The 22,936-nt window shown below is 74.4% G+C and carries 24 protein-coding genes, 1 pseudogene and 1 riboswitch; of the genes and pseudogenes, 4 read left to right on the top strand and 21 right to left on the bottom strand.

Translation table 11 applies throughout. The features are described from left to right. Positions 1–14: 14 nt before the first annotated feature. The 9 genes and pseudogenes from pheS to ACQPZO_RS11395 all read right to left on the bottom strand — a co-directional run bounded on the left by pheS (position 15) and on the right by ACQPZO_RS11395 (position 6,499). Entirely contained in the window at positions 15–1,094 is a 1,080-nt protein-coding gene (gene pheS, locus ACQPZO_RS11435) for a phenylalanine--tRNA ligase subunit alpha (protein WP_433349538.1), read from the bottom strand. 249 nt (positions 1,095–1,343) lie between these two features. After that, positions 1,344–2,186: a TrmH family RNA methyltransferase gene (locus ACQPZO_RS11430; RefSeq protein ID WP_433349536.1), complete on the bottom strand. Its 843-nt coding sequence runs from the start codon at positions 2,184–2,186 to the stop codon at positions 1,344–1,346. Between the two features lie 29 nt (positions 2,187–2,215). Further along, entirely contained in the window at positions 2,216–2,608 is a 393-nt protein-coding gene (gene rplT / locus ACQPZO_RS11425; RefSeq protein ID WP_350882525.1) for a 50S ribosomal protein L20, read from the bottom strand. A gap of 33 nt (positions 2,609–2,641) precedes the next feature. Further along, entirely contained in the window at positions 2,642–2,836 is a 195-nt protein-coding gene (rpmI, locus tag ACQPZO_RS11420; protein WP_433349534.1) for a 50S ribosomal protein L35, read from the bottom strand. A gap of 19 nt (positions 2,837–2,855) precedes the next feature. Then, positions 2,856–3,506 carry a translation initiation factor IF-3 gene (gene infC / locus ACQPZO_RS11415; RefSeq protein WP_433349532.1) on the bottom strand — a complete coding sequence of 217 codons (651 nt, stop codon included), beginning with the start codon at positions 3,504–3,506 and terminating at the stop codon, positions 2,856–2,858. A 376-nt stretch (positions 3,507–3,882) separates the two neighbouring features. Then, the gene (locus ACQPZO_RS11410; protein WP_433350939.1) at positions 3,883–4,344 is read right to left on the bottom strand and encodes a PH domain-containing protein; all 462 of its coding nucleotides are present in this window, start codon (positions 4,342–4,344) and stop codon (positions 3,883–3,885) included. Positions 4,345–4,521: 177 nt separating this feature from the next. Beyond that, a pseudogene (locus ACQPZO_RS11405) lies at positions 4,522–5,307 on the bottom strand (DMT family transporter); the annotation flags it as partial. A gap of 35 nt (positions 5,308–5,342) precedes the next feature. Beyond that, the gene (gene hisG, locus ACQPZO_RS11400; RefSeq protein ID WP_433349530.1) at positions 5,343–6,188 is read right to left on the bottom strand and encodes an ATP phosphoribosyltransferase; all 846 of its coding nucleotides are present in this window, start codon (positions 6,186–6,188) and stop codon (positions 5,343–5,345) included. A 47-nt stretch (positions 6,189–6,235) separates the two neighbouring features. Beyond that, positions 6,236–6,499, bottom strand: a complete 264-nt coding sequence (locus tag ACQPZO_RS11395; protein WP_036375234.1) for a phosphoribosyl-ATP diphosphatase — start codon at positions 6,497–6,499, stop codon at positions 6,236–6,238. Positions 6,500–6,657: 158 nt separating this feature from the next. On the opposite strand from ACQPZO_RS11395, the gene ACQPZO_RS11390 reads away from it, so the two are divergent. Genes ACQPZO_RS11390 through ACQPZO_RS11380 form a run of 3 tightly spaced genes read left to right on the top strand, consistent with a single transcriptional unit; the run spans position 6,658 to position 9,120 of the window. Then, positions 6,658–7,533 (top strand): ABC transporter substrate-binding protein, encoded by an 876-nt coding sequence (locus ACQPZO_RS11390; protein ID WP_433349528.1) that lies wholly within the window; start codon positions 6,658–6,660, stop codon positions 7,531–7,533. Continuing rightward, positions 7,530–8,375, top strand: a complete 846-nt coding sequence (locus ACQPZO_RS11385; RefSeq protein ID WP_433349526.1) for an amino acid ABC transporter permease — start codon at positions 7,530–7,532, stop codon at positions 8,373–8,375. Before ACQPZO_RS11390 ends, ACQPZO_RS11385 begins: the two co-directional genes overlap by 4 nt. 1 nt (position 8,376) lies before the next feature. Continuing rightward, the gene (locus ACQPZO_RS11380) at positions 8,377–9,120 is read left to right on the top strand and encodes an amino acid ABC transporter ATP-binding protein (RefSeq protein ID WP_433349524.1); all 744 of its coding nucleotides are present in this window, start codon (positions 8,377–8,379) and stop codon (positions 9,118–9,120) included. A gap of 10 nt (positions 9,121–9,130) precedes the next feature. Here the strand turns inward: ACQPZO_RS11380 and ribH are convergent, their stop codons facing one another. The 7 genes from ribH to rpe all read right to left on the bottom strand — a co-directional run bounded on the left by ribH (position 9,131) and on the right by rpe (position 15,309). Continuing rightward, positions 9,131–9,631, bottom strand: coding sequence for a 6,7-dimethyl-8-ribityllumazine synthase (gene ribH / locus ACQPZO_RS11375; RefSeq protein ID WP_396673833.1), 501 nt, complete (start codon positions 9,629–9,631; stop codon positions 9,131–9,133). A gap of 2 nt (positions 9,632–9,633) precedes the next feature. After that, complete coding sequence (locus ACQPZO_RS11370; RefSeq protein ID WP_433349522.1) at positions 9,634–10,899, bottom strand: bifunctional 3,4-dihydroxy-2-butanone-4-phosphate synthase/GTP cyclohydrolase II; 1,266 nt, start codon at positions 10,897–10,899, stop codon at positions 9,634–9,636. Further along, positions 10,896–11,597, bottom strand: coding sequence for a nicotinamide riboside transporter PnuC (gene pnuC / locus ACQPZO_RS11365; protein WP_433349520.1), 702 nt, complete (start codon positions 11,595–11,597; stop codon positions 10,896–10,898). Before pnuC ends, ACQPZO_RS11370 begins: the two co-directional genes overlap by 4 nt. Next, positions 11,594–12,208 (bottom strand): riboflavin synthase, encoded by a 615-nt coding sequence (locus ACQPZO_RS11360; RefSeq protein WP_433349518.1) that lies wholly within the window; start codon positions 12,206–12,208, stop codon positions 11,594–11,596. Before ACQPZO_RS11360 ends, pnuC begins: the two co-directional genes overlap by 4 nt. A 1-nt stretch (position 12,209) precedes the next feature. Beyond that, positions 12,210–13,271, bottom strand: coding sequence for a bifunctional diaminohydroxyphosphoribosylaminopyrimidine deaminase/5-amino-6-(5-phosphoribosylamino)uracil reductase RibD (gene ribD / locus ACQPZO_RS11355; protein WP_433349516.1), 1,062 nt, complete (start codon positions 13,269–13,271; stop codon positions 12,210–12,212). Between the two features lie 147 nt (positions 13,272–13,418). After that, a riboswitch (FMN riboswitch) is annotated at positions 13,419–13,591 on the bottom strand. 79 nt (positions 13,592–13,670) lie between these two features. After that, the gene (locus ACQPZO_RS11350; RefSeq protein WP_387019190.1) at positions 13,671–14,627 is read right to left on the bottom strand and encodes a response regulator; all 957 of its coding nucleotides are present in this window, start codon (positions 14,625–14,627) and stop codon (positions 13,671–13,673) included. 1 nt (position 14,628) lies between these two features. After that, positions 14,629–15,309 carry a ribulose-phosphate 3-epimerase gene (rpe, locus tag ACQPZO_RS11345; protein ID WP_396673838.1) on the bottom strand — a complete coding sequence of 227 codons (681 nt, stop codon included), beginning with the start codon at positions 15,307–15,309 and terminating at the stop codon, positions 14,629–14,631. Positions 15,310–15,574: 265 nt separating this feature from the next. Between rpe and ACQPZO_RS11340 the strand changes: the two genes are divergently transcribed. Then, the gene (locus ACQPZO_RS11340; protein WP_433349514.1) at positions 15,575–16,462 is read left to right on the top strand and encodes a septum formation family protein; all 888 of its coding nucleotides are present in this window, start codon (positions 15,575–15,577) and stop codon (positions 16,460–16,462) included. A gap of 80 nt (positions 16,463–16,542) precedes the next feature. Here ACQPZO_RS11340 and ACQPZO_RS11335 read toward each other — a convergent pair whose 3' ends face one another. The 5 genes from ACQPZO_RS11335 to ACQPZO_RS11315 form a co-directional block, all read right to left on the bottom strand. Beyond that, positions 16,543–18,099 carry an RsmB/NOP family class I SAM-dependent RNA methyltransferase gene (locus ACQPZO_RS11335; RefSeq protein ID WP_433349512.1) on the bottom strand — a complete coding sequence of 519 codons (1,557 nt, stop codon included), beginning with the start codon at positions 18,097–18,099 and terminating at the stop codon, positions 16,543–16,545. Continuing rightward, positions 18,096–19,022 carry a methionyl-tRNA formyltransferase gene (gene fmt, locus ACQPZO_RS11330; protein ID WP_433350937.1) on the bottom strand — a complete coding sequence of 309 codons (927 nt, stop codon included), beginning with the start codon at positions 19,020–19,022 and terminating at the stop codon, positions 18,096–18,098. The genes ACQPZO_RS11335 and fmt overlap by 4 nt, the downstream gene beginning before the upstream one ends. A gap of 5 nt (positions 19,023–19,027) precedes the next feature. Continuing rightward, the gene (def, locus tag ACQPZO_RS11325) at positions 19,028–19,588 is read right to left on the bottom strand and encodes a peptide deformylase (protein ID WP_433349510.1); all 561 of its coding nucleotides are present in this window, start codon (positions 19,586–19,588) and stop codon (positions 19,028–19,030) included. A 208-nt stretch (positions 19,589–19,796) separates the two neighbouring features. Further along, the gene (locus tag ACQPZO_RS11320) at positions 19,797–20,780 is read right to left on the bottom strand and encodes an AAA family ATPase (RefSeq protein WP_433349508.1); all 984 of its coding nucleotides are present in this window, start codon (positions 20,778–20,780) and stop codon (positions 19,797–19,799) included. 199 nt (positions 20,781–20,979) lie between these two features. Further along, the gene (locus tag ACQPZO_RS11315; RefSeq protein WP_433349506.1) at positions 20,980–22,890 is read right to left on the bottom strand and encodes a primosomal protein N'; all 1,911 of its coding nucleotides are present in this window, start codon (positions 22,888–22,890) and stop codon (positions 20,980–20,982) included. Positions 22,891–22,936 lie beyond the last annotated feature (46 nt).

Here is a 22,936-nt window from a genome sequence, read left to right as displayed (position 1 = left end):
CGTGCCCGCACCGTCTACGCCCCGGCCCCGAACGCGCGGGTGAACCGCACGTCGCCCTCGGCCATGTCCCGCATGTCGCTGACCCCGTGGCGGAACATCACGGTCCGGTCGATGCCCATGCCGAAGGCGAATCCGGAGTAGGCCTCCGGGTCGATCCCGCAGGCGCGCAGCACCCGGGGGTTGACCATGCCGCAGCCGCCCCACTCGACCCAGCGCGGCCCGTCGCGGTGCTCCGGGAACCACACGTCGAACTCGGCGGACGGTTCGGTGAACGGGAAGTAGTGCGGCCGCCAACGGGTCTTCGCGCCCTCGCCGAACATGGCCCGGGCGAAGTGGTCGAGGGTGCCGCGCAGGTGCGCCATGGTGATTCCCTTGTCCACCACCAGGCCCTCGACCTGGTGGAACACGGGTGCGTGGGTGGCGTCCAGCTCGTCGGTGCGGTACACCCGGCCGGGCACCACCACGTAGATCGGCGGCTTACGGGTCAGCATGGTGCGCGCCTGCACCGGTGAGGTGTGGGTGCGCAGCACCAGCCCGGAGCTCTCCGCGCCCGGCGGCGGTGCGATGTGGAAGGTGTCCATCAGACCGCGCGCCGGGTGGTCGGCGGGGATGTTGAGGGCGTCGAAGTTGGTCCACTCCAGCTCGACCTCGGGCCCCTCGGCCACCTCGTAGCCCATCCCGACGAACAGGTCGCTGATCTGCTCCATCAGCGTGCTCAGCGGGTGCCGGGCGCCGCGCGGCCGGCGGTCGTAGGGCAGCGTGACGTCGACCCGCTCGGTGACCAGCACCCGCTCGGCCTGCTCGCGTTCGAGGACCTCGGCGCGGGCGGCGTAGGCGGCCTCGATCGCCCGGCGGGCCTCGTTGACCCGCTTGCCGGCGTCGGACTTCGCGGCCGGCGGCAGCGCGCCGATCTCCCGGCGGGCCAGCGAGATCGGGGACCGGTCACCGAGGTGCGCGGGACGCAGCGCGGTCAGCGCGTCCGGGTCGGCGGCGGCGGCGAGCGCCTGCTCGGCGTCGGCCACGGCCCCGGCCAGGGCGTCCGGGGCGAGCAGGGCGACCTGCTTCGGGTCGTACGGATCGTTGCGATAGGTCATGGCTTACGGGCACTCCCTCACGGCGGCACCGGCCCTGCACGGGCGGCGAAGCGAGTCTACGGACGCGCGGCTGTGCCGCAGCCCGCCGGTGGGAGGTCGCGCAGGGGGAAGGGTCAGGCCCGCCGCCCGCCGACACCGGCGGGCTGGCTAAACGAACGCCGTGGCGCGTTCATCATGTGGACGACTCCCCTGTGCTGGAACCGCGCCGCCGGCCGGGCACCCGACATCGGATGCGGACACGCTCGGGCGTCAGCGCAGTGCTCTCGCTGAAGCGTACAGGCACACGGCGGCAGCCGCAGCCAGGTTCAGGCTCTCGGCGCGCCCGTGCAGCGGCACCCGCACCCGGGCGTCGGCGGCGGCGGCCAACTCCTCGGGCAGCCCGTGCGCCTCCGAGCCGAACAGCCAGGCGGTCGGGGCGGCCAGCCGGCCGGCGTCGGCGAGGTCGTCGAGGTCGCTGTCGCCGTACCCGGTGGTGGCGAGAATCGAGAGCCCGGCGGCGCGCAGCGCGGCGACCACGGCGAGGGGGTCGGGCGCGCGGACCACGTCGACGTGGAAGAGGCTGCCGGCCGAGGCCCGCACGCACTTGCCGTTGTACGGGTCGACCGCGTCGCCGGCGAAGACCACGGCACCGGCCCCGGCGGCGTCGGCGGTGCGCAGCACCGTACCGGCGTTGCCCGGGTCGCGGATCTCGGCGAGCACCGCGACGAGGCGGGGGCCGGCGGCGAGCGCGTCGTCCAGCGGCACGTCCAGGTGCCGGCAGACGGCGACGAGGCCCTGCGGGGCGACGGTCTCGGCGAGCGCGGCGAGGGCGTCGTCGGTGAGCTCGGAGACCGGCACGTCGGCGTGGGCGGCCAGGTCGGCGTACCGGTCGAGGGCTCCCGGGGTGCCGAACAGTTCGACGACGGTGCCGGGGCGGGCGAGGGCCTCCCGGACGGCCTGCGGCCCCTCGGCGAGGAACCGGCCGGCGGCTTCGCGGTCGCGGCGCCGATGCAGCCGGCGGGCGGCGACGACCCTGGGGGTACGTGGGGTGAAGGGCATGGTGTCCGGCTCCGGAGCGCGGCCGAGGCGCCCGCCGTGCGTCGTGGACGACACGGGGGGCGCCTCGGCCGGGTGCTGGCGGATCAGGCGGCCTGGGCCGCCGCGCCACCGGTGCCCTCGGCCGCCACGGCGACGCGGGCGATCTCGACGATCGCCGCGAACGCGGTGGCGTCGTTGACGGCCATGTCGGCCAGGATCTTCCGGTCGACCTCGACGCCGGCCAGGCGCAGGCCCTGGATCAGCCGGTTGTAGGTCATCCCGTTGGCGCGGGCACCCGCGTTGATCCGGGTGATCCACAGCTGCCGGAAGTCGCCCTTGCGGTCGCGACGGTCCCGGTAGGCGTACTGCATCGAGTGCAGCACCTGCTCCTTGGCCTTGCGGTACAGCCGGGAGCGCTGACCGCGGTAGCCACTCGCGGACTCCAGCAGGGTACGACGCTTCTTCTGGGCATTCACAGCCCGCTTGACGCGTGCCATCTCAACTCCTTATTCGTGTTCAGGTGGCGCGCGTCAGCGGCCGAGCAGCTTCTTGATGCGCTTGACGTCGGCCTTGGCCACCTCGACGGTGCCGGTCAGCCGGCGGGTGCGGGTGGAGGACTTCTTCTCCAGGAGGTGGCGCTTGCCGGCCTGCTCGGTGACGAGCTTGCCCCTGCCGGTCACCTTGACCCGCTTGCCCATGCCCGTGTGGCTCTTCATCTTCGGCATTGAAACGTCTTCTCCCCTGTTACTCGCCGCTGTTGTCGGCGACTGCGCCGGTCTCACCGGCTGGTGCGGTCTCGCCGACTGCCACGGTCTCACCGGTCGCCATAGCGGCGGACTCGTCCGCGGCCCGGTCCCGGGGTGCACCGCGGGACGCCGTCGCGGCGACCGCGGAGGCCTTGACGGCCCGGTGCGGAGCGAGAACCATGATCATGTTTCGACCGTCCTGCTTCGGAGCGGCCTCGACGTATCCCAGCTCCGTGATCTCGGACTCGAGCCGGCGCAGGAGCCGGTAGCCCAACTCCGGGCGGCTCTGCTCGCGACCGCGGAACATGATCGTCACCTTGACCTTGTCGCCGGCCTTGAGGAACCGCACCACGTGACCCTTCTTGGTCTCGTAGTCGTGCGGGTCGATCTTCGGCCGGAGCTTCATCTCCTTGATGACGGTCTGCTGCTGGTTACGCCGCGCTTCGCGCGCCTTGAGTGCGCTCTCGTACTTGAACTTGCCGAAGTCCATGAGCTTGCACACCGGCGGGCGCGCCATCGGCGCAACCTCGACCAGGTCCAGATCGACGTCCGCGGCCAGCTGAAGGGCGCGCTCCAGCGGGACGATGCCCACCTGCTCACCCTCGGGGCCGACCAGGCGGACCTCACGTGCCCGGATCTGCTCGTTCACGCGTGGTTCGACGCTGATGGGGCCTCCTCGAGTCGAGTCTCCTGCGTGGCCGACTCCGCGGCCCCCGTGGTGGAGGCCGATCCGGAAAGCAGAAGGCCCCGGCGTATGCCAGGGCCCGCTCGACCGGTCGGCACGATCACATGATCGCGCATCCGGGCCCGGGGTGTGCCCGGAACCGGTGACCGGACCCGGCCACCGACTGGGGTGACTCGGGTGGGAGCAGGCGCTCCGCTTCAAGACCACCCGCACGTGGGACACGGGGGCAGTCTGGTCGACTCAGCAAGACTACACCCCCACCCGATCCGATCCCAAACCGGGCGCGCAGCTCAGCCCTCGGGTCGGTCGTCCCCGCGGCCCGGGGCCTGACCTGGACGGCTCAGCGGGCGGCGAGGGCCGCGAGGTGGGCCTGGTGCAACCGGCGCAGGGCGCGGACCCCCTCGACCGCCAGCTCCTTGTCGGCTGCCTGGAGGGCCACCATGGGCAGCAGGTCGTCGTCGTGCAGCTCCAGGCTCGCCCACGGCGCGCCACGGTCGAAGCGCACCCCCCGGACGACCTCCCAGGGCAGCTCGTACGAGCCGATGACGTTGCGCACCCGCACGCCGCGCGCGTCCGCCTCCACCCGGGGGCGGGTGAACAGCAGAATGCCGAGCGCGGCGAAGACGCCCAGGCCGATCATGGCGAGCTGGTCCCCCCGCTGGAAGCTGCCGTAGCCATTGCCGGTCGCGCCGGTCAGCGAGGTGGCCACCAGACTGAACACCACCAGCAGGACGGCGGCCGACACCCAGCACACCAGCCGGATCCGGCGGGGCCGCAGGGTAACCGGTTCGGTATCGCTCACCCCACCAGTCTGCCATCCGGCCCGCCGGCCCACCCACCGCCACACGCGACCACCTGCCCGGACCTGGGGGACAACCGGACCGGCCGGAGTCGGTGGGCGGGTGCCACGGCCGGCGACCACCACCGCCAGCAGGGTGAGCAGTGCACCGACCAGCACCGGCCACCGGAGTCCCGCCCCGCCGGGCAGCGCGACGTCCAGCAGCAGTGCGCCGCCGAGCTGGCCGGCGACCAGGGCCAGCCCGGTGCGCAGCACCCCGACCGCCCGGACCCCGATCATCAGGACAAGCACGATGCCGATGCCGAGCAGGCCGCCGAGATACAGGTACCAGTCGCCCGGCCAGGTCGGCTCGGGGCCGGTGAAGACCCCGGCGAGCGCGGCCACCACCACGATGACCGCGGTGCCCACGGCGAAGTTGATCGAGATGCCGGCCGTGGTGGTGCCGGCGGCGGCGACCCGGCCGTTGAGCGCGGCCTGGAGGGCGACGGCCGCCCCGCCCACGACGGCGAGCAGGACCCCGCCGACGGCGACGCCGCCGACCGGCCGGCCGAGCTGGGCCAGGGCGACGGCGAGGACGCCGAGCAGCGCCCCGGCGACCCGGGGGCCGGTCAGCCGCAGCCGCCCGAGCGGGGCCAGCCCGGCCCGGTCCGCCGCGAGCCCGCCGAGGCTGCCCCCGGCCACCTGGGCGATGGTGAAGACCGCGATCCCGAGCACCGGGACGACATACGTGGCGACCATCACGATCACCGCCCCGCCCACCCCGCCGAGGTACGTCCACCACGGCAGCCGGGCCCGCCGCAGCGCGTCGAGCCCGGCCCGGGTGGACCGCAGGCCGAGCAGGCCCACGAGGACCACCAGGCCCCCGCCGAGGTTGTTGACCAGCGCGCCGAGCACCGGATCGCCGGCCCGCGCCCCCAGCGTGGCGTTGCCCGCCCCCTGCGCCGCGGAGGCCGCCCCGCCGAGCACCACCAGGGCGAGGGCGACCGCCGGGGGCAGCGGCCTCACAGCCGGCAGGCGTGAATGTTGGTGACCAGGATGGCGCGGGCACCCAGCTCGTACAGCTCGTCCATGATCCGGTGCACGTCATCGCTCCGCACCATCGCCTGCACCGCGACCCAGCCCTCGCGGTGCAGCGGCGAGACGGTGGGCGACTCGATGCCGGGGGTGAGCGAGCTGGCCCGCTCGAGCAGCCCGGCCGGCACGTCGTACGCGAGCATCACGTAGCGGCGGGCCACCAGCACCCCGTGCAGCCGGCGCAGGAGTTGTGCCTCCTGGGCGTGCTCGGGGGCCTCGGCGCGGCGGACCAGCACCGCCGAGGAGACCAGCAGCGGGTCGCCGACGATCGCCAGGCCGGCCTGACGCAGGGTCGCCCCGGTGGAGACCACGTCGGCCACCACGTCGGCCACGCCGAGGCGGACGGCGTTCTCCACCGCGCCGTCGAGCCGGATCACGTCGGCGGTCAGCCCGTGGTCGTCGAGGTAGCGGCGAACCACTCCCGGGTACGCGGTGGCGATCCGGTGCCCGCCCAGCTCCTTCGGCGAGGCGATGGTGTCGGGGCGGGCGGCGAACCGGAAGGTGGCCCCGCCGAAGGCGAGGTCCACCACCTCCTCGGCCGGGGCGCCGGAGTCGACCAGCAGGTCCCGGCCGGTGATGCCGAGGTCCAGGTCGCCGGAGCCGACGTAGGTGGCGATGTCGCGGGGACGCAGGTAGAAGAACTCGACGTCGTTGGCCTCGTCCCGGCAGACCAGGTCCTTGGGGTCGCGGCGCTGCCGGTAACCGGCCTCGCGCAGCATCCCCGAGGCCGGCTCGGCCAGGGTGCCCTTGTTCGGAATGGCGACACGCAGCATGGCGGAGTGCTCCCTCGATCGGTGGAGAAGATCAGCGGACGGGGCACTCACAGATGTCGGTAGACGTCCTTGAGTTCGAGACCGGTGGCGAGCATCAGCACCTGCGCCTGGTAGAGCAGCTGGGAGATCTCCTCGGCCGCCCGCTCCGGGCCCTCGTGCTCGGCGGCCATCCACGACTCGGCCGCCTCCTCGACGACCTTCTTGCCGATGAAGTGCACCCCCTTCTCCAGCGCGGCCACCGTGCCCGAGCCGGGGGTGCCGGCGGCGGCCTTGGCCTGCAGCTCGGCGAACAACTCCTCGAACGTCTTCACGGGGTGCGATTCTTCCAGCACCGGCACGCCGGGGCGCGCAGCGGGTCCCCGCCGGTGCTGCGGCGGCACGGCGGAAGCGGACCGACCGGCCGAAATTCCCTACCGGAACGGTGGGACAACCCTGCACGACGCCCGTCTATGGCTCTACGCTGTCCGCCATGCCCAGCAGCCCCCGCGCCCTCGCGCTCACCGCCGCCGGCACCGTCCTCGTCGCGGTCGCCGCCTGCGCGCCCCAGGACGACGCCCCCACCGCCACCGCCACCCCCGCCGCCACCGCGGGACCGGCCTGCACCAGGGACAACCTGCCGACCCGTACGCCGGGCAAGCTCACCGTGGCCACCGACGAGCCGGCGTACGAGCCCTGGTTCACCGGCAACAAGCCGGACAACGGCGAGGGCTTCGAGGCCGCCGTGGCGTACGCCGTGGCGGAGAAGCTCGGGTACGCCAAGGCCGACGTCACCTGGACCCGGGTGAAGTTCGACACCGCCATCGCCCCCGGCCCGAAGGAGTTCGACTTCGACATCAATCAGTTCTCCATCACCGAGGAGCGCAAGAAGGCGGTCGACTTCTCCGGCCCGTACCACCTGGTCCGGCAGGCCGTGATCGGCCGGAAGTCCGCGAAGATCGCCGGGACGAAGACGCTGGCCGACCTGCGCGGCGCGAAGCTCGGCGCCCAGGTCGGCACCACCAGCTACCAGGCGATCACCCAGGTCATCAGGCCGACGGTCGAGCCGCAGGTCTACAACAGCAACGACGACGCCAAGAAGGCACTGCAGAACGGGCAGATCGACGGCCTCGTGGTGGACCTGCCGACAGCCTTCTACATCACCGGAGCGGAACTCACCGACACGAAGATCGTCGGGCAGCTTCCCCAGGTCGGCACCCCCGAGGCGTTCGGGCTGCTGCTGGACCGCAACTCCCCCCTCACCCCCTGCGTCAGCGGGGCGGTCGGCCAGCTCACCGCCGACGGCACGCTCAGGCGGTTGGAGCAGAAGTGGCTGGCCCAGGCGGCGGGGGCGGCAGAGCTCACGTGACCCTGGCACCCCACCTCCCCTCGCAGGCGCAGCGGCGGCGGGCCGCGTACCGCCGCCGGCAGACCGTCACCAGCGTGCTGGTCGCCGCCGCGTCCACGGCGGCGCTCGGCACGCTGCTGGTCGTCGCCGTGACCGGCGCGCCCGGCTGGGACCGGGTCCGGGAGTCCTTCGCGGACCCGACGATCGCCCGGGACGCGCTGCCGGCGGTGCTCACCGGCCTGTGGCTCAACATCCGGCTGCTGGTCTGCTGCGCGGCCGGCGCGCTGCTGCTCGGGCTGCTGGTCGCGCTCCTGCGCACGCTGCGCGGCCCGGTCTTCTTCCCGGTCCGGGCGCTCGCGGCCGGGTACACGTACACCTTCCGGGGCCTGCCGCTGATCATCGTGCTGTACGTGCTCACCCTCGGCATGCCCGGCCTGCGGCTGCGGGGGATGCCGCCGGTGCTGGTGCTCGGCGGGCTGGCGCTGGTGCTCACCTACGGCGGGTACCTGGCCGAGGTGTTCCGGGCCGGCATCGAGTCGGTCCATCCCAGCCAGCTCGCCGCGGCCCGCTCGCTCGGGCTGACCTACCGGCAGACCATGCGACACGTGGTTCTGCCGCAGGCCGTCCGGCGGGTGGCCCCGCCGCTGCTCAACGACGTGGTGGCGATGCAGAAGGACGTCGGGCTGGTCTCCCTCGCCGGCCCGATCGACGCGGTCCGCGCCGCGCAGATCGCCACCGCCGAGACGTTCAACTACACCCCCTACATCGTGGCCGGGGCGCTGTTCGTGCTGCTGGCGATCCCGCTGATCGCCGTCACCGACTGGGTGACGCTGCGCGCGGCCCGACGCCAGGCGGGAGGCTGACATGCCCGTGCTGACCTGTCGGGGCCTGCGCAAGTCCTTCGGCGGGCACGTCGTGCTCGACGGGCTCGACCTGACCGTCGACGAACACCGGGTGGTGGCGCTGATCGGGGCGTCGGGGTCGGGCAAGTCGACCCTGCTGCGCTGCGTCAACCTGCTGGAGGAGCTGGACGACGGCACCATCGAGCTGGACGGGGAGGACATCTCCGACCCCCGCGCCGACCCCGACCGGGTGCGCCGGCGGATCGGGATGGTCTTCCAGTCGTACAACCTGTTCCCGCACCTGAGCGTGCTGGACAACATCACCCTCGCCCCGGTCCGGGTGCACCGGCGGGCCCGCGCCGAGGCCGAGGCCCAGGCCCGGGAGCTGCTCGACCGGGTCGGGTTGGGGGCGAAGGCGGACGCCTACCCCGACCGGCTCTCCGGCGGGCAGCAGCAGCGGGTGGCGATCGTCCGGGCGCTGGCCAACTCGCCCCGGCTGATGCTGCTCGACGAGGTCACCTCGGCGCTGGACCCGGAGCTGGTCGGCGAGGTGCTGGCCCTGATCCGCGAGCTGAAGGCCGACGGGATGACGATGGTGCTGGCCACCCACGAGATGGGCTTCGCCCGGGAGGTCGCCGACCAGGTCTGCTTCCTCGACGGCGGTCGCGTCGTCGAGTCCGGGCCGCCGGAGCGGGTGCTCGGCGAGCCGACCGAGCCCCGGACCCGGCAGTTCCTGCGCCGGATCATCGAGGCCGGCAGGCTCTGACGGACGGGCGTCAGCGGCCGAAGCCGACCCGGTGCCCGGCGGCGGCGTCCAGCCCGCGCACGGCCAGCGCCGCGTCCAGCGCCGCCACCGTTGCCGACCAGCCCTTGTCCTCCGCCGAGCCGGGCAGCCCGGCCCGGTCCCGGGCCTGCTCGAGGCTGTCCACCGTGAGAACCCCGTGCGCGACCGGCTTGCCCTCGTCGAGGGCGACCCGGGTCAGCCCGTCGGTGACCGAGCGGCAGACATAGTCGAAGTGGGCGGTGGCGCCGCGCACCACCACGCCGAGGGCGACCACCACGTCGAAGCGGCGGGCCATCGCCTGGGCGACCACCGGCAGCTCCACCGAGCCGGCGACCCGGGCCACCACGGCGCGCGCGCCGCACGCCTCGGCGGCGGCCACCGCCCGGTCGGCCATGTGGTCGGTCAGCTCACCGTGCCAGCGCGCGGCGACGATCCCGACCGTCATCCCGGCGGCGTCCACCGCCGTCACCCCGGGCTCACCGAATCCCGCCATCGCTACGCTCCGATCTCGTCGTCGGTGACCGGGCGGCCCATCGGGGCCTCGGTCACCTCGTCCAACTCGTCCAACAGGTGGCCCATCCGGTCGCGCTTCGTGCGCAGGTAGCGGACGTTCTCCGGTTGCGGCTGCACCGGCATTCCCTCCCGGCCGGTGACGGTCAGGCCGTACCCCTCCAGCCCGGCCCGCTTGGCCGGGTTGTTGGTCAGCAGCCGCATCGAGCGCACGCCCAGGTCGTAGAGGATCTGCGCGCCCGTGCCGTAGTCCCGGGCGTCCGCCGGCAGCCCCAGGTCGAGGTTCGCGTCCACGGTGTCCCGGCCCAGGTCCTGCAACTGGTACGCCTGGAGCTTGTGCAGCAGCCCGATCCCCCGCCCCTCGTGCCCGCGCACGTAGAGCACCACCCCGCGGCCCTCCCGGGCGACCCGGGCCAGCGCGGCCTGCAACTGCGGGCCGCAGTCGCAGCGCAGCGAGCCGAACACGTCGCCGGTGAGGCACTCCGAGTGCACCCGGACCAGCACGTCCTCCCCGTCGCCGAGCTCACCGAAGACGAGGGCGACGTGCTCGGCCGGGTCGTGCTCGGCGCGGTAACCCAGCGCCCGGAACACCCCGTACGGGGTGGGCATCCGGGCCACCGCCACCTGCTCCACCTGCTTCTCGGTGTGCCGCCGGTGGGCCACCAGGTCGGCGATGGTCACCAGGGTCAGGCCGTGCTCGGCGCAGAACTTCTCCAGGTTGGGCAACCGCATCATGGTGCCGTCGTCGTTGACCAGCTCGCAGAGCACGCCGGCGGGACGCAGCCCGGCCAGCCGGGTCAGGTCGATCGCCGCCTCGGTGTGCCCGGCCCGGCGCAGCACCCCGCCCTCGCGGGCCCGCAGCGGCACCACGTGCCCGGGCCGGGCCAGGTCGGTCGGGTCGGTGGACGCGGCGGCGAGCAGCCGGATGGTGTGCGCCCGGTCGGCCGCCGAGATGCCCGTGCTGACCCCCTCCCGGGCGTCCACGGTCACGGTGTACGCGGTGCCCCGCCGGTCCTGGTTGGTGTGGTGCATCGGTGGCAGGTCCAGCCGGTCGCACTCGCCCTCGGTCAGCGGCACGCAGATGTAGCCCGAGGTGTAGCGGACCATGAACGCGACCAGTTCCGGGGTGGCCAGCTCGGCCGCGAAGATCAGGTCGCCCTCGTTCTCCCGGTCCGCGTCGTCGACCACGACGACGGGCCGGCCGGCGGCGATGTCCGCCACCGCCTGCTCGATGCTGGCGAAAGTGCTCATGCGACGGCCTCCGAGTAGCTGGACGGGAGCGGGACGCGGGTCGGGCGGACGGCGCGTGAGGCACGCCACCAGGCGGCGAAGCCCCAGGCGCAGAAGGCGCCGTAGACGAGGTACATGACGGCGGACGGGTAGAACCCGCCGCGCAGCAGCAGCGGCACGCCGACGGCGTCCACCACGATCCAGATCAGCCAGAACTCCACCCAGCCACGGGCCATGCCGTAGGTGGCCAGCAGGCTGCCGGTGAGGATCCAGGCGTCGGGCAGCGGCCCCCAGGAGCCGAGCGCGGCCAGCACCGGGTACGCGACGGCGGTGCCTACGGCGGCGGCCACCAGCAGACCGAGCCGCTCCCGGCCGGTGGCCCAACGCGGCACGACCGCGGCGTGGTCGCCGTCGGCCCCGAGGCGGCGGTTGCGCGACCAGCGCCACCAGCCGTAGAGGCTGACGGCGAAGAAGAACACCTGCCGGCCGGCCTGGCCGTAGAGGTCGTGCGCCTGCGGGGTGACGAACACCCCACCGAGGAACACGGTCAGCAGCAGCGCGTTGCCGACCATTCCGACCGGCCAGGCCCAGACCACGCGGCGCAGGCCGAGCAGCGCCGAGGCCAGGCCGAAGACGTTGCCGACGATCTCCCGCACCAGCACCGGCGAGCCGGCGACGTGCAGCTGGGCGTCGAGCAGCCAGCCGAGCGGCTCCGTCACCGCTGGCCCCCGCCGGCGGCCCGGTCGCCGAGCAGCCGCTCGACGTACTTGGCCAGCACGTCCACCTCCAGGTTGACCGGGTCGCCGACGGCGCGGGCGCCGAGGGTGGTCAGCTTGAGGGTGGTGGGGATCAGCCCTACGGCGAACCAGTCCGGCCCGACGTCGGCCACCGTCAGCGACACCCCGTCGACGGTGATCGAGCCCTTCTCGACCACGTACCGGGCGAGGGCGGCGGGGAGTCGGAAGCGGACCGTCTCCCACTGTTCTGCCGGCTCCCGGGACAAGACCTCGCCTACCCCGTCGACGTGGCCCTGCACGATGTGCCCGCCGAGCCGGCTGTTCAGCGCGGCGGCGCGTTCCAGGTTGACCGGCGCGCCGGGCCCCAGCCCACCGAGGGCGGAGCGGCGCAGCGTCTCCCCCATCACGTCGGCGGTGAAGGCGCCGGCGCCGACGTCGACCACGGTGAGACAGACTCCGTTGACCGCGATGGAGTCGCCGTGCCTCGCGTCGGCGGTGACCAGCGGGCCGCGAACGGCGACCAGCGCCGAGTCACCCCCGGTCTCGGTCACTGCGACGACCTCGCCCAGCTCCTCGACGATGCCGGTGAACATGTCAGCCCTCCCTCTTCCGGGGCAGCGCGGTGATCCGCAGGTCGGGACCGATCTGCGTAACGTCGGTGATCTCCAGGTCGATGGCGTCGGCGATGGTCGTCACCCCGGCGTCGGCCAGCGCGGGCGGCCCGGCGCCGAGCAGCCTCGGCGCGACGTACCCGACGACCCGGTCGACCAGGCCGGCGGAGAGGAACGCGCCGGCCAGGCTGGGGCCGCCCTCCAACAGCGCGGCCCGCACCCCTCGGCGGTGCAGCTCCGCCAGCAGCGCCGGCAGGTCGACCCGGCCGTCCGGGCCGGCGCCGACCTGCCCGGCGGTGGCGATCCACGTCTCGGCGGCGCCGTCGCGGACCCGGGCCCCGGCGGGGGTACGCCCGAGGCTGTCCACCACCACCCGCAGCGGCTGCCGGATGGCCAGGGTGCCGTCGCGCAGGTTGCGCACGGTGAGCCGGGGGTCGTCGGCCAGGACGGTGCCCACCCCGGCGATCACCGCGTCGACCGTGCCGCGCAGCGCGTGCACGTCGGCTCGGGCCTCCTCCGAGGTGATCCACATGCTGGTGCCGTCGACGGCGGCGGAGCGCCCGTCGAGGGTGGCGGCGAACTTCCACACCACGTACGGCCAGCTCCGGCGCACGGAGGTGAGCCAGGCGACGTTCCCGGCCTCGGCCTCGGCGACGCGCACCCCGAACTCGACCCGTACGCCGGCGGCGCGCAGGGTGGCGGCGCCGCCGGCCGCCACCGGGTCGGGGTCGGGCACGGCGACGACCACCCGGGCGACGCCTGCGACGATCAGGGCGCGGCTGCACGGGCCGGTGCGGCCGGTGTGGTCGCAGGGCTCCAGGGTGACCACGGCGGTACCGCCCCGGGCCCGCCGGCCGGCCTGGGCGAGCGCGACGATCTCGGCGTGCGGTCCGCCCGCGTACGCGTGGAATCCCTCCCCGACGACCTCGCCGTCCGGATCGAGCAGCACGCAGCCGACCACGGGGTTGGGGCTGGCGGTGCCGAGCCCACGGGCCGCGAGCGCGATCGCCCGACGCATCGCCTCGTCCACGGAGCCGCTGTCCATCGCCCCTGCCCTCTCGCTCGCCGGTCCGCGCGCGGGCGGGTCGGGAGGGCACGGGCAGGCGGCGGCGGATTCCGGGGACGGCGAAGCCGACCCCGGGGAAGCCCGGACAGCGCTGAGGTCAGCGGCCGGCAGGGCCCGCCCCGTCCCGCGCGCTGTCTCCCATCCGGACTTTCTGGGGGTGGGCTTGCCCGCCCCCAACCGTCGGCCCCGGAATCTCACCAGGTCCACCGGGCGGCAGTCGCCGTCCGGGTCGCGGGCTTACCACGGTCGCACCGTGGATCACCGCCGGTTCGGAATTACACCGAGTCCCGCCAGCGCGTGGTGGGTACCTCAGAAGTGTGGCACGACACGCGCCACGCGTCTGCCCTCGGGGAGCTACCTCACACAGGTAGGCAATATTCAAGAAAGACTGCGTCGCCGGTCGACCGCCACGTACGAACCCGGCTGGCTCTTGGCCACGGACTTCATCTCGGAGGCGGCCGCGATCGCCTCCAACGGATTGATGAGCCGCTTGCCGCCGTCGGACACGGACACCCCGATCGACAGGGTGACCAGCGCCGCGCGCCGGATGTTGCCCCGGCGGTCCTTCAGCTCGACGTAGCCGCGCTCGGCGTCGGACGGGTCGTAGAGCCGGTCGGCGGCGGTCTCGAAATCCACGACCGCCCGGGAGGTCAGCGGCCGGACCTGCTCGGGGGCGCAGACGATGACGAAGTCGTCGCCGCCGACGTGACCGAGGAAGGCCGGTGGCAGCCCGATCGCGACGACCGCCCGGTGCAGGCTGCGGGCCAACGCGGAGATGAACTCGTCGCCCCGGACGAAGCCGTACCGGTCGTTGACGCTCTTGAACCGGTCGATGTCGACGTAGCCGACCGCGTAGTCGACGCCGCTGCGCACCCGGTCGGTGATCTCCCGGCGGATCCGGGAGTTGCCGGGCAGGCCGGTCAGCGGGGAGACCTCGCGGAACTCCTTGTTGCGCCGCAGGGTGGAGCTGACCCGGGCCACCAGTTCGGCGGTGTCGAAGGGCTTGACCAGGTAGTCGTCCGCGCCGGCACTGAGCCCGTGGACCTTGTCCACGGTCATCCCCTTGGCGGTCAGCATGATCACCGGAAGGGCGGAGGTCATCGGGTCGGCGCGCAGCCGCCGGGTCAGCTCCAGCCCGTCGATGCGCGGCATCATCAGGTCGACCACCGCCAGGTCCGGCCGCTGCCGCTCGATCACCTCGAGCGCCTCCTGGCCGTCGCCGGCGTGGATCACCTCGAAGCCGTGCAGCCGTAGGTTGAACTCGACGAACCGGGCGATGTCGGCGTCGTCGTCGACGACGAGGATGACGTCGGGTCGTTCCTCGGCCGGCTCCACTTCAGACCCCGGTGACCGCGCGCTCCGCCAGGCCCCGCAGGCGGCGGACCGCCTCGGCGGGGTCGTCGGCGCCGTAGACCGCGGTGCCGGCGACGAAGGCGTCCGCCCCGGCGGCGGCGGCCTGTTCGATGGTGTCCGCGGCGATCCCGCCGTCGACCTCGATGCGCAGCTCCAGGTGGCCCGCGTCGACGTGCCGCCGGGCGGCCCGCACCTTGTCCAGCAGCTCCGGGACGAACCGCTGCCCGCCGAAGCCGGCCTTGATCGTCATGATCAGCAGCGTGTCGAAGCTGGGCAGCAGCTCCAGGTACGGCTCGATCGGGGTGTCCCGGTCGATGGCCAGCCCTGCCTTTGCCCCGGCGGCCCGCAGGTCCTTCGCCAGCGCCACCGGGTTGTCGCACGCCTCGGCGTGGAACGTGACGTTGTACGCCCCCGCGTCGGCGTACCCGGGAGCCCAGCGGTGCGGGTCGGTGATCATCAGGTGTACGTCGAACGGCAGCTCGGTCGCCGCCCGCAGGCTCTGCACCACGGGCAGCCCGATGGTCAGGTTCGGCACGAAGTGGTTGTCCATGACATCGACGTGCAGCCAGTCCGCGGCACCCTCGACGGCGCGGACCTCCTCGGCCAGACGGGCGAAATCGGCGGCGAGGATGCTGGGCGCGACAATCAGCGGCGGTACGGTCACCGGGCCAGTGTACGAATGCGGTCGTCCGTCGCCCGCAGCGCGGCACCCTGCGGGACACTCTGCGACCCGGTCGTGACGGCTGGTGCGTATTCGCCCGGACCGGGCGGAAGATCCCGGACGGCCAGGCAGCCCCGCCGACCGATCGACCGGAACGCCGCGAGAGTCCACACGGGACGAGCGCCGGTGCCGTATGCTCCCGCACCGTGGCGCGATCGGCGACGGAGGCCGGTGATCCGCGACCACCGGCGACGGGGAGGTCGGGCGGATGCGGCGATGGTGGACGGCGGTCGCCGTGGGAGCGGGCGCGGCGGTGGCGTTGGCCGGCTGCGGCACACCGGCCGGGGTGGACGGTGACCTCGCCGACGACTGGCGGGCGATGGCCGCGCCGACGCAGTTCGTACCGGCCGCCGGGACCTGCCACACCACGTTCTCCGACGTCGGCTACCTCAGCGGCTACAACCCGGTGGACTGCGGCACGACCCACCGGGTGGAGACCTTCCACGTCGGCACGCTGACCGGCCCGGTCGCCGAGCTGAGCACTCCCCCGACCGCCGGGTCGACCGGAATGAAGGCCATCCGCGCCGAGTGCGACCGGGAGGTCAACAAGGCCGTCGGCGCCGACTGGCGCGCGGGCCGGCTGTTCCTGTCCACGGTCTTCCCGTCCCGGCAGGCGTGGGCGGGCGGGGCGCGGTGGTTCCGCTGCGACCTCAACGAGGTGGAGAGCGTCGACGACTCCAGCGCCGTGTCCCGCAGCGGCAGCCTCAAGGGCGCGCTGACCGGGAGCTCCACCCTGGTCCACGGCTGTTTCAACCCGAAGATCGTCAAGAACGACGTCAAGTCGATGGCCCCCACCCCGTGCACCAGCAAGCACCGGGTCGAGTTCGTCGGGGTCTACCGGGCACCGGACATCGCCTACAACCAGCTCGACAAGAATCGGCTGCGCATCCACCGGGGGTGCCGGTCCCTGCTCGCCTCGTACGCCAAGGTCCCCGACAACAGCGACCTGCAGTACCGGGCGGGGACGATCTTCTACCACCCCAGCGAGGAAGAGTGGAAGGACGGCAACCGGGGGGTGCAGTGCTTCCTCTGGGTCGACCGCAACCTCACCCGCTCGGCGAAGGGCGCCGGGGCCAAGGTCCTGCCGGTCCGGTGACCCGAACCGCCGGGGCGGCGGGAAGCTGACGTAGAAGGAGGGGGCGGCCGGTCCGGCCGCCCCCTCCTTCTACGTGTCGCTCAGCCCCGGCGCAGCACGGCGAGGAACATGGCGTCGGTGCCGTGCCGGTGCGGCCACAACTGCACCGACGGCCCGTCGCCCAACCCCGGCATCCCGGCCGGCAGCAGCGGTCGGGCGTCGACGAAGTCCGCCGGCACCCCCGCCCGCCGGGCCGCCTCGGTCACCGTCACGTGCGTCTCCACCGTGTGCGGGGAGCAGGTCACGTAGGCCACCAGGCCGCCCGGGCGGACCGCCCGCAGCGCCGCCACCAACAGCTCCCGCTGCAACCGGGTCAGCGGTGGCAGGTCCGACGGCTGCTTGCGCCAGCGGGCCTCCGGCCGGCGGCGCAACGCGCCCAGCCCGGTGCACGGTGCGTCGACCAGCACCCGGTCGAAGTGTCCCTCCGGCAGCTCCGGGTCGGCGCCGACGGTGCGCCCGTCGGTGTGCAGCACGTCGACCGGCAGCCCTCGGGTGGCCTGGGTGACCAGCCGGGCCCGGTGCTCGGTGACCTCGACGGCGGTCAGCCGGGCACCGCGCTGGGCGGCGAGCGCCCCGAGCAGCGCGGACTTCCCGCCGGGCCCGGCGCACAGGTCCAGCCAGTGGCTGTCCGAGCCGTCCAGCGGGGCGACCGCCAGGGCGGTGGCAACCAGTTGGGAGCCCTCGTCCTGGACGTGTGCCCGGCCCTCGACCAGCGCCGGCAGGTCGCCGGGGGCACCCCCGCCGAGGTACACCGCGTACGGGGAGAACGCCCCGGGGGCGCCCCCGGCGGCGTCGGCCAGCTCGACCGGATCGGCCCGGCCCGGCCGGGCGCACAGGTGCACCGGCGGGCGCTCGTTGTTCTCGATCAGCAGGCGGGTGGTCTCGCCCAGGTCGCCGCCGAGCGCCTCGGAGAACGCCCGCACGATCCACTGCGGGTGGCTGTAGGCCAGGGCCAGGTGCCCGATCGGGTCGGTCTCGAACGCCGGGGCGAGCTTCGCCACCCAGGCGTCGGCGTCCCGGCTGGACACCTCGCGCAGCACCGCGTTGGCGAAGCCGGTGGCGCTGATGCCGACCGTGCGGACCAGGTCGACCGTCGAGGAGACAGCCGCGTGCGCCGGTACCCGGGTGTGCAGGAGCTGGTACGCGCCCAGCCGCAACGCGTCGCGCACCGGCGGGTCGATCCGGGACACGTCCCGGCCGGCGGCGTCGGTGAGGATCGCGTCGAGGGTGCCGGTGTGCCGCAGCGAGCCGTAGGTCAGCTCGGTGGCGAAGGCGGCGTCCCGGCCGGTCAGCCCCTCCTCGCGCAGCATCGCCGGCAGCACCAGGTTGGCGTACGCGTCGTCCCGGTGCACCGCCGCGACGGCCTGGTACGCGACGTGCCGGGGCAGGTCCACGGCGGGCCGCACCGGCCGCCGGCCGCCCTGCCGGTCCTCGCCGCCCCGACCGCCCCGGGCCGACCGGTCGCCGTAGCCGGGCCGATCGCCGTAGCCTGGCCGGTCGCCCCGCGGGCCGCCCGACGACCGCTCGGGACGCCGGTCGGGGCGCGGGTCGCGCTGCTCGTCGTACCGGCGCGTGGGCCGTTCCGTCGGTCCGGTCATGCGAGCTCCTCCCCTGCGGCGACCCGGGCGCCGCGCGCCCAGTCGCCCGCCGGCATGGCCTTCTTGCCCGCCGCCCGTACCTCACCGAGGGCCACCGGGACGGTGCCCGTGCCGGCCAGCACCCGGGACTTCTCCACCAACAACTCGCCCGGCTTCAGCTCGGGGCCGTCCGGCACCGGGACGACCGGGCCGAGCTTGACCCGCTCGCCCCGGAACGTGGTCCACGGGCCGGGAGCCGGGGTGCATGCGCGAACCCGCCGGTCCACCGCGAACGCGGGGTCGCCCCAGCGCACCCGGGCGTCCTCGACGGTCAGCTTCGGCGCGAGCGACACCCCGTCGGCCGGCTGCGGCTCGGCCCGGCCGGTACCGGCCGCGATCGCGTCGAGGACGGCCACCAGCAGGCCGGCGCCGGAGTGGGCGAGCCGCTCCAGCAGGTCACCGGAGGTGTCGGTGGGGCGGATCTCGTCGGTGAGGGTGCCGTAGACCGGGCCGGTGTCCAGCCCTTCCTCCAGCTCGAAGACGCTCGCGCCGGTCAGCTCGTCGCCGTGCAGCACGGCGTGCTGGACCGGAGCCGCGCCGCGCCACGCGGGCAGCAGCGAGAAGTGCAGGTTGACCCAGCCGTGCCGGGGGATCTCCAACGCGGCCGGGGGCACCAGCGCGCCGTAAGCGACCACCGGGACGCAGTCGGGGGCCAGCTCGCGCAGCCGATCGAGGAACTCCGGCTCGCGCGGGCGGGCCGGGGTGAGCACCTCGACGCCGTGCTCGTCGGCCCACGTGCCGACGGGCGAGCGGACCAGACCCCGGCCCCGACCTGCGGGGGCGTCGGGACGGGTGACGACGGCGACCAGCTCGTGGTCGGAGGCCGCGACGGCGGCCAGGGCGGGGACGGCGACGGCCGGGGTGCCGGCGAAGACGAGGCGCACCGGCGTCACCGGCCCAGACCGAAGGGGCTGCCGACGGCGTGCGGGTTGAGCTTGACCGTCGGCGGGGTGGTCGCGTCGTACCAGTCCGCCTGGCGGATCGCCTTCATCGCCTCCTTGCGGCCGTCCGGGTCCAGCCGGTCGACGAAGAGCACGCCGTCGAGGTGGTCGGTCTCGTGCTGGACGCAGCGGGCCATCAGGCCGGTGCCGACGAACTGCACCGGGTCGCCGTAGCCGTTGAAGCCCTTGGCGATCACGTTCTGCCGGCGCTTGGTGTCGAAGTAGAGCCCGGGGATGGACAGGCAGCCCTCCGGCCCGTCCTGCTCCTCGGCGTCGGGAAACTCCAGCACCGGGTTGACCAGGTGGCCGAGCACGTCGTCGACGTCGAAGGCGAACACCCGCAGGCCCACGCCGAGCTGCGGCGCGGCCAGGCCGGCGCCGTTCTGCTCACGCATCGTGTCGGTCAGGTCGGCGACGAGCTTGCGCAGCTCGGCGTCGAAGTCGACCACCGGATCGGCCGGTGTGCGCAGCACCGGGTCCCCGAACAGACGGATGGGCTGGACGGTCACTCGGGGGTGCTCCTTCGGTCGGACGACGGTCGTGCCGTACCAGTCTACGGAGTGCGCTCGGTGACGCCGGCCGGCGTACCGCGATCGGCGGCCAGGGACTCGTCGCGCAGGGTGACTGGGGGGTTGCGTAGCCGCGCGGGGTCAGCCGGGCCCGGCGCTCGCACGCCGGCCCGCGCCGGCCCCGGGAGCCGGCTCGTGGGACCGGCCCTCAGGCACCCGGGGCCGGGTCGCCCGCGAGCACGGTCTCCCCGGCGCGCAGGCAGTGCTCCGGAAGCGGGAGCTGGATCTTGTGGGCCGCCTCCCAGTCGTACACGATGCCGGGGCGGACCTGGGCGGTGAAGTAGTCCACCGCGCTCATCCCGCCGACCACCGGCTCCTCCACCTCGGCGACCAGCCGCGCGGGGACCAGCGGGAACCCGTTCTGCAGGGCGGCGCTGAGCCGGCGGTGGCCGTCGACGACGAAGAAGTACTCCCCGGTGAAGCCGATGGTCAGCGGCTCCAGCGCCTCGTCGCCGCCGTCGGCGACCTCACCGACGAACCCGGCGTCCCACAGCCCGCGCAGCGTGCCGATGTCCTCCGTCGGGTAGACCCGGGCCGGGTCGAGCAGCAGCAGCGGGGGGGCGTCGCGGAGCACGTCGGCACCGATCCGGCCCTCGTACACGTCGATGATGTGGTTGATCACCTGCTCCGGGTTGGCCCGGGTGGAGTCGCAGATCAGGTCGTAGTTGCGCAGCCGGGCCTTGTCGACGCCGTAGCGGACGACGAACCGGCCCCGCTCGCTCTCGCTGCGCTCGCGCAGCTTGGCCTTCGCCTCCTCCAGGGAGGCGTAGCTCTCGGCCGGGCCGGAGGGGCGGGCCAGCACCCGACGGGCGGCCTCGGTCGGCTCGGTGATCATGTGCACCTTGAGCGCGTCGGTGAAGAAGTGCCAGGCCAGCCGGGAGTCCATCACCAGGCTCTCGCCGGAGGCGGCGATGTCCTGCTGGAGCTGGTCGACGTAGCCGTCGACGGCCTGGTCCAGCTCGGCGTGCAGGTTGAGCTGGAGCGCGGTCATGTCCCGCTCCTGCGCCATCTGGCGGTAGAGGTCGCCGACGCTCACCCGGCGCAACTCCAGCCGCTTGGCGATCTCGACGGAGACGGTGCTCTTGCCGCTGCCGAGGTCACCGTTGAAGACGATCGATTGACGAACGGTCACGACTGGTCCACCCCTGATCACCGGCTGATTGACATCATCGACATGGCGTCCTACCGACGCGCTTCCGCCATCGTCGCGCGATCCGTGCGCCCAGGCATGACGGGCGATGCTATCACGCAGGCACCAGCACGGACCGTGACGGCGCTCGGAACCGGCCGTCGGCCGTGGGCGGGGCGCGAGCCGTGCCGGCCGCGCTCACTCAGAACATGGTCAGCGGGTCGACCTGGAGACGCACCGGGTCGGCCGCCTTGCGGGCGGCGCGGACCCCGGCGGCCGAGTGCAGCGCCCCGGCCAGGGCCGCCGCCCGGGCCCGGGGCACCCGGACCAGCATCCGCTCCCGGTCGCCGTCGGCGGGAACCGGACCGAGCAGCTCGGCCTCCTCGGGCAGCCGGGCCTCGGCCAGCAGGTCGGCCACCGCGTCGGCCGAGCCGGTGACGCTGGCCATCCGCACCGCCGGGGGGAAGCCCAGCTCGCGGCGCTCGGCCAGTTCCCGGGCGGCGAACCAGGCGGCGTCCCAGCGCAGCAGCGCCTGCACCGGGGCGAGGGCGCCGTCGGCGACCACCACCACCCGGCCGCCGGCCCCGGCGGGGCGGGCCAGCGCGGCGGCGGCCAGCCAGCGGCGCAGCGCCTCCTCGCCGGCCCGCAGGTCGGCCCGGGTGAGCAGGGCCCACGAGTCGAGCAGCAGGACCGCGCCGTAGCCGCCCTCGGCGACCGGCTCGGCACCGGGGGTGGCCACCACCAGGCCGGCTCCGCCGGGCACGGTGGTGAGCACCTCCTCCCGACCGGAGGTGCGTACCGGCACGCCGGGGAAGGCCCGGCCCAGCTCCTCGGCGGTGCGCCGGGCGCCGGTGACGGAGGCCCGCAGCCGCCGCCCCCCACACTCCGGGCAGGCATATGCGGCGGCGATCCGGCCGCACCAGCGGCAGGTGGGCGGGCCGTCGGCCGACGGCAGGGCGAGCGGCCCGGCGCAGTGCGGGCAGCGGGCCGGGGTCCGGCACTCGGCGCAGGAGATCGAGGGCAGGTAGCCGCGGCGGGGCACCTGGACCAGCACCGGCGCGTCGGCGCGGACCGCGTGGCGGGCGGCGGTCCAGGCCAGGCTGGGCAGCCGGGCGGTGGCCGCGCCGGGGTCGCGGGCCAGTTGCGGGTCGTCGCCGGTCGGCGCGACGGCGGGGATACGCGCCCGCACGGTGGCCCGGTCGGCGACCACCTCCCGGGCCCAGCTGGTCTCCACCAGCAGTTGCGCCTCGGCGCTGCGCGCGTACCCGCCGACCAGGGCCGCCGCGTCGGCGAGCTGGGCGCGGGTGAGCAGCACCTCGCGGGCGTGCGGGTAGGGCGCGCGCGGCTCGGCGTGCAGGTCGTCGCCGTCGTCGATGATGGCGACCAGGCCGAGCCGGGCCACCGGGGCGAACATGGCCGCCCGGGTGCCGATCACGACGGGTACGTCCCCGCGCCGGGCCGCCAGGAACGCGCGGTAGCGCCGGGCCGGGCCCGCGGCGGCGGCCAGGGTGACGTGCCGGCCGTCACCCAGTGCGACGGTCAGCGCCGCGTCGAGGCGGTCGAGGTCCCTGGCGTCGGGAACCACGACGACGGCGCCCCGGCCGCCGGCCACGGTGGCGGCGACCGCCTCGGCGTACCGGGCGGGCCAGTCCTCCCCGGGCAGGGCGGACCAGACCGCGCGAACGGGCCGGCCCTCGGTCAGGGCGCGCAGGAACGCCGGCCCGGCCGGGTACGCCCGCCAGCCGTCCGCCTCGGGGAAGGCCAGCGGGGCCGGGGGCTCGGGCGGGGTGTGCGGCTCCTTCTCCACCCGGGCGTGCCGGGGCGGCACGGCCAGCCGGAGCACGTCGGCGAGGCTGCCGGCGTACCGGTCGGCCACGGCCCGGGCCAACCCGGCGACCTCGGGGGCCAGCACGGGCTCCGGCGAGACGACCTTCTCCAGGTACGCGAGCTTGCCGGTGTGCCCGGAGTCGTCGGCCCGCTCGAGCAGCCAGCCGTCGACGAGCTGGCCGGCGAAGCGCACCTTCACCCGCGTCCCGGGAACCGCGGCCTCGTCCAGCTCGGCGGGAACCAGGTAGTCGAAGGGGCGGTCGAGGTGGGCCAGCGGGACGTCCACGCAGACACGAGCGACCGGCGACCCGTCCGCGGGTCGCCGGTCGCTG

Source organism: Micromonospora sp. CA-111912, from assembly GCF_050948415.1.
GTDB lineage: Bacteria > Actinomycetota > Actinomycetes > Mycobacteriales > Micromonosporaceae > Micromonospora.
Note: the sequence above shows the minus strand (reverse complement) of the source record. Positions and strands in the feature narration are given on the sequence as shown.

What these genes read in the sequence shown, in the direction of transcription:
- rpmI (WP_433349534.1), bottom strand. Translation starts at nt 2,836, where the DNA reads ATGCCGAAGATGAAGAGCCACACGGGCATGGGCAAGCGGGTCAAGGTG.
- pheS (WP_433349538.1), bottom strand. Translation starts at nt 1,094, where the DNA reads ATGACCTATCGCAACGATCCGTACGACCCGAAGCAGGTCGCCCTGCTC.
- ACQPZO_RS11380 (WP_433349524.1), top strand. Translation starts at nt 8,377, where the DNA reads ATGCCCGTGCTGACCTGTCGGGGCCTGCGCAAGTCCTTCGGCGGGCAC.
- rplT (WP_350882525.1), bottom strand. Translation starts at nt 2,608, where the DNA reads ATGGCACGCGTCAAGCGGGCTGTGAATGCCCAGAAGAAGCGTCGTACC.
- ACQPZO_RS11340 (WP_433349514.1), top strand. Translation starts at nt 15,575, where the DNA reads ATGCGGCGATGGTGGACGGCGGTCGCCGTGGGAGCGGGCGCGGCGGTG.
- ribD (WP_433349516.1), bottom strand. Translation starts at nt 13,271, where the DNA reads ATGGACAGCGGCTCCGTGGACGAGGCGATGCGTCGGGCGATCGCGCTC.
- ACQPZO_RS11360 (WP_433349518.1), bottom strand. Translation starts at nt 12,208, where the DNA reads ATGTTCACCGGCATCGTCGAGGAGCTGGGCGAGGTCGTCGCAGTGACC.
- hisG (WP_433349530.1), bottom strand. Translation starts at nt 6,188, where the DNA reads ATGCTGCGTGTCGCCATTCCGAACAAGGGCACCCTGGCCGAGCCGGCC.
- ACQPZO_RS11390 (WP_433349528.1), top strand. Translation starts at nt 6,658, where the DNA reads ATGCCCAGCAGCCCCCGCGCCCTCGCGCTCACCGCCGCCGGCACCGTC.
- ACQPZO_RS11370 (WP_433349522.1), bottom strand. Translation starts at nt 10,899, where the DNA reads ATGAGCACTTTCGCCAGCATCGAGCAGGCGGTGGCGGACATCGCCGCC.
- ribH (WP_396673833.1), bottom strand. Translation starts at nt 9,631, where the DNA reads ATGGCGGGATTCGGTGAGCCCGGGGTGACGGCGGTGGACGCCGCCGGG.
- ACQPZO_RS11335 (WP_433349512.1), bottom strand. Translation starts at nt 18,099, where the DNA reads ATGACCGGACCGACGGAACGGCCCACGCGCCGGTACGACGAGCAGCGC.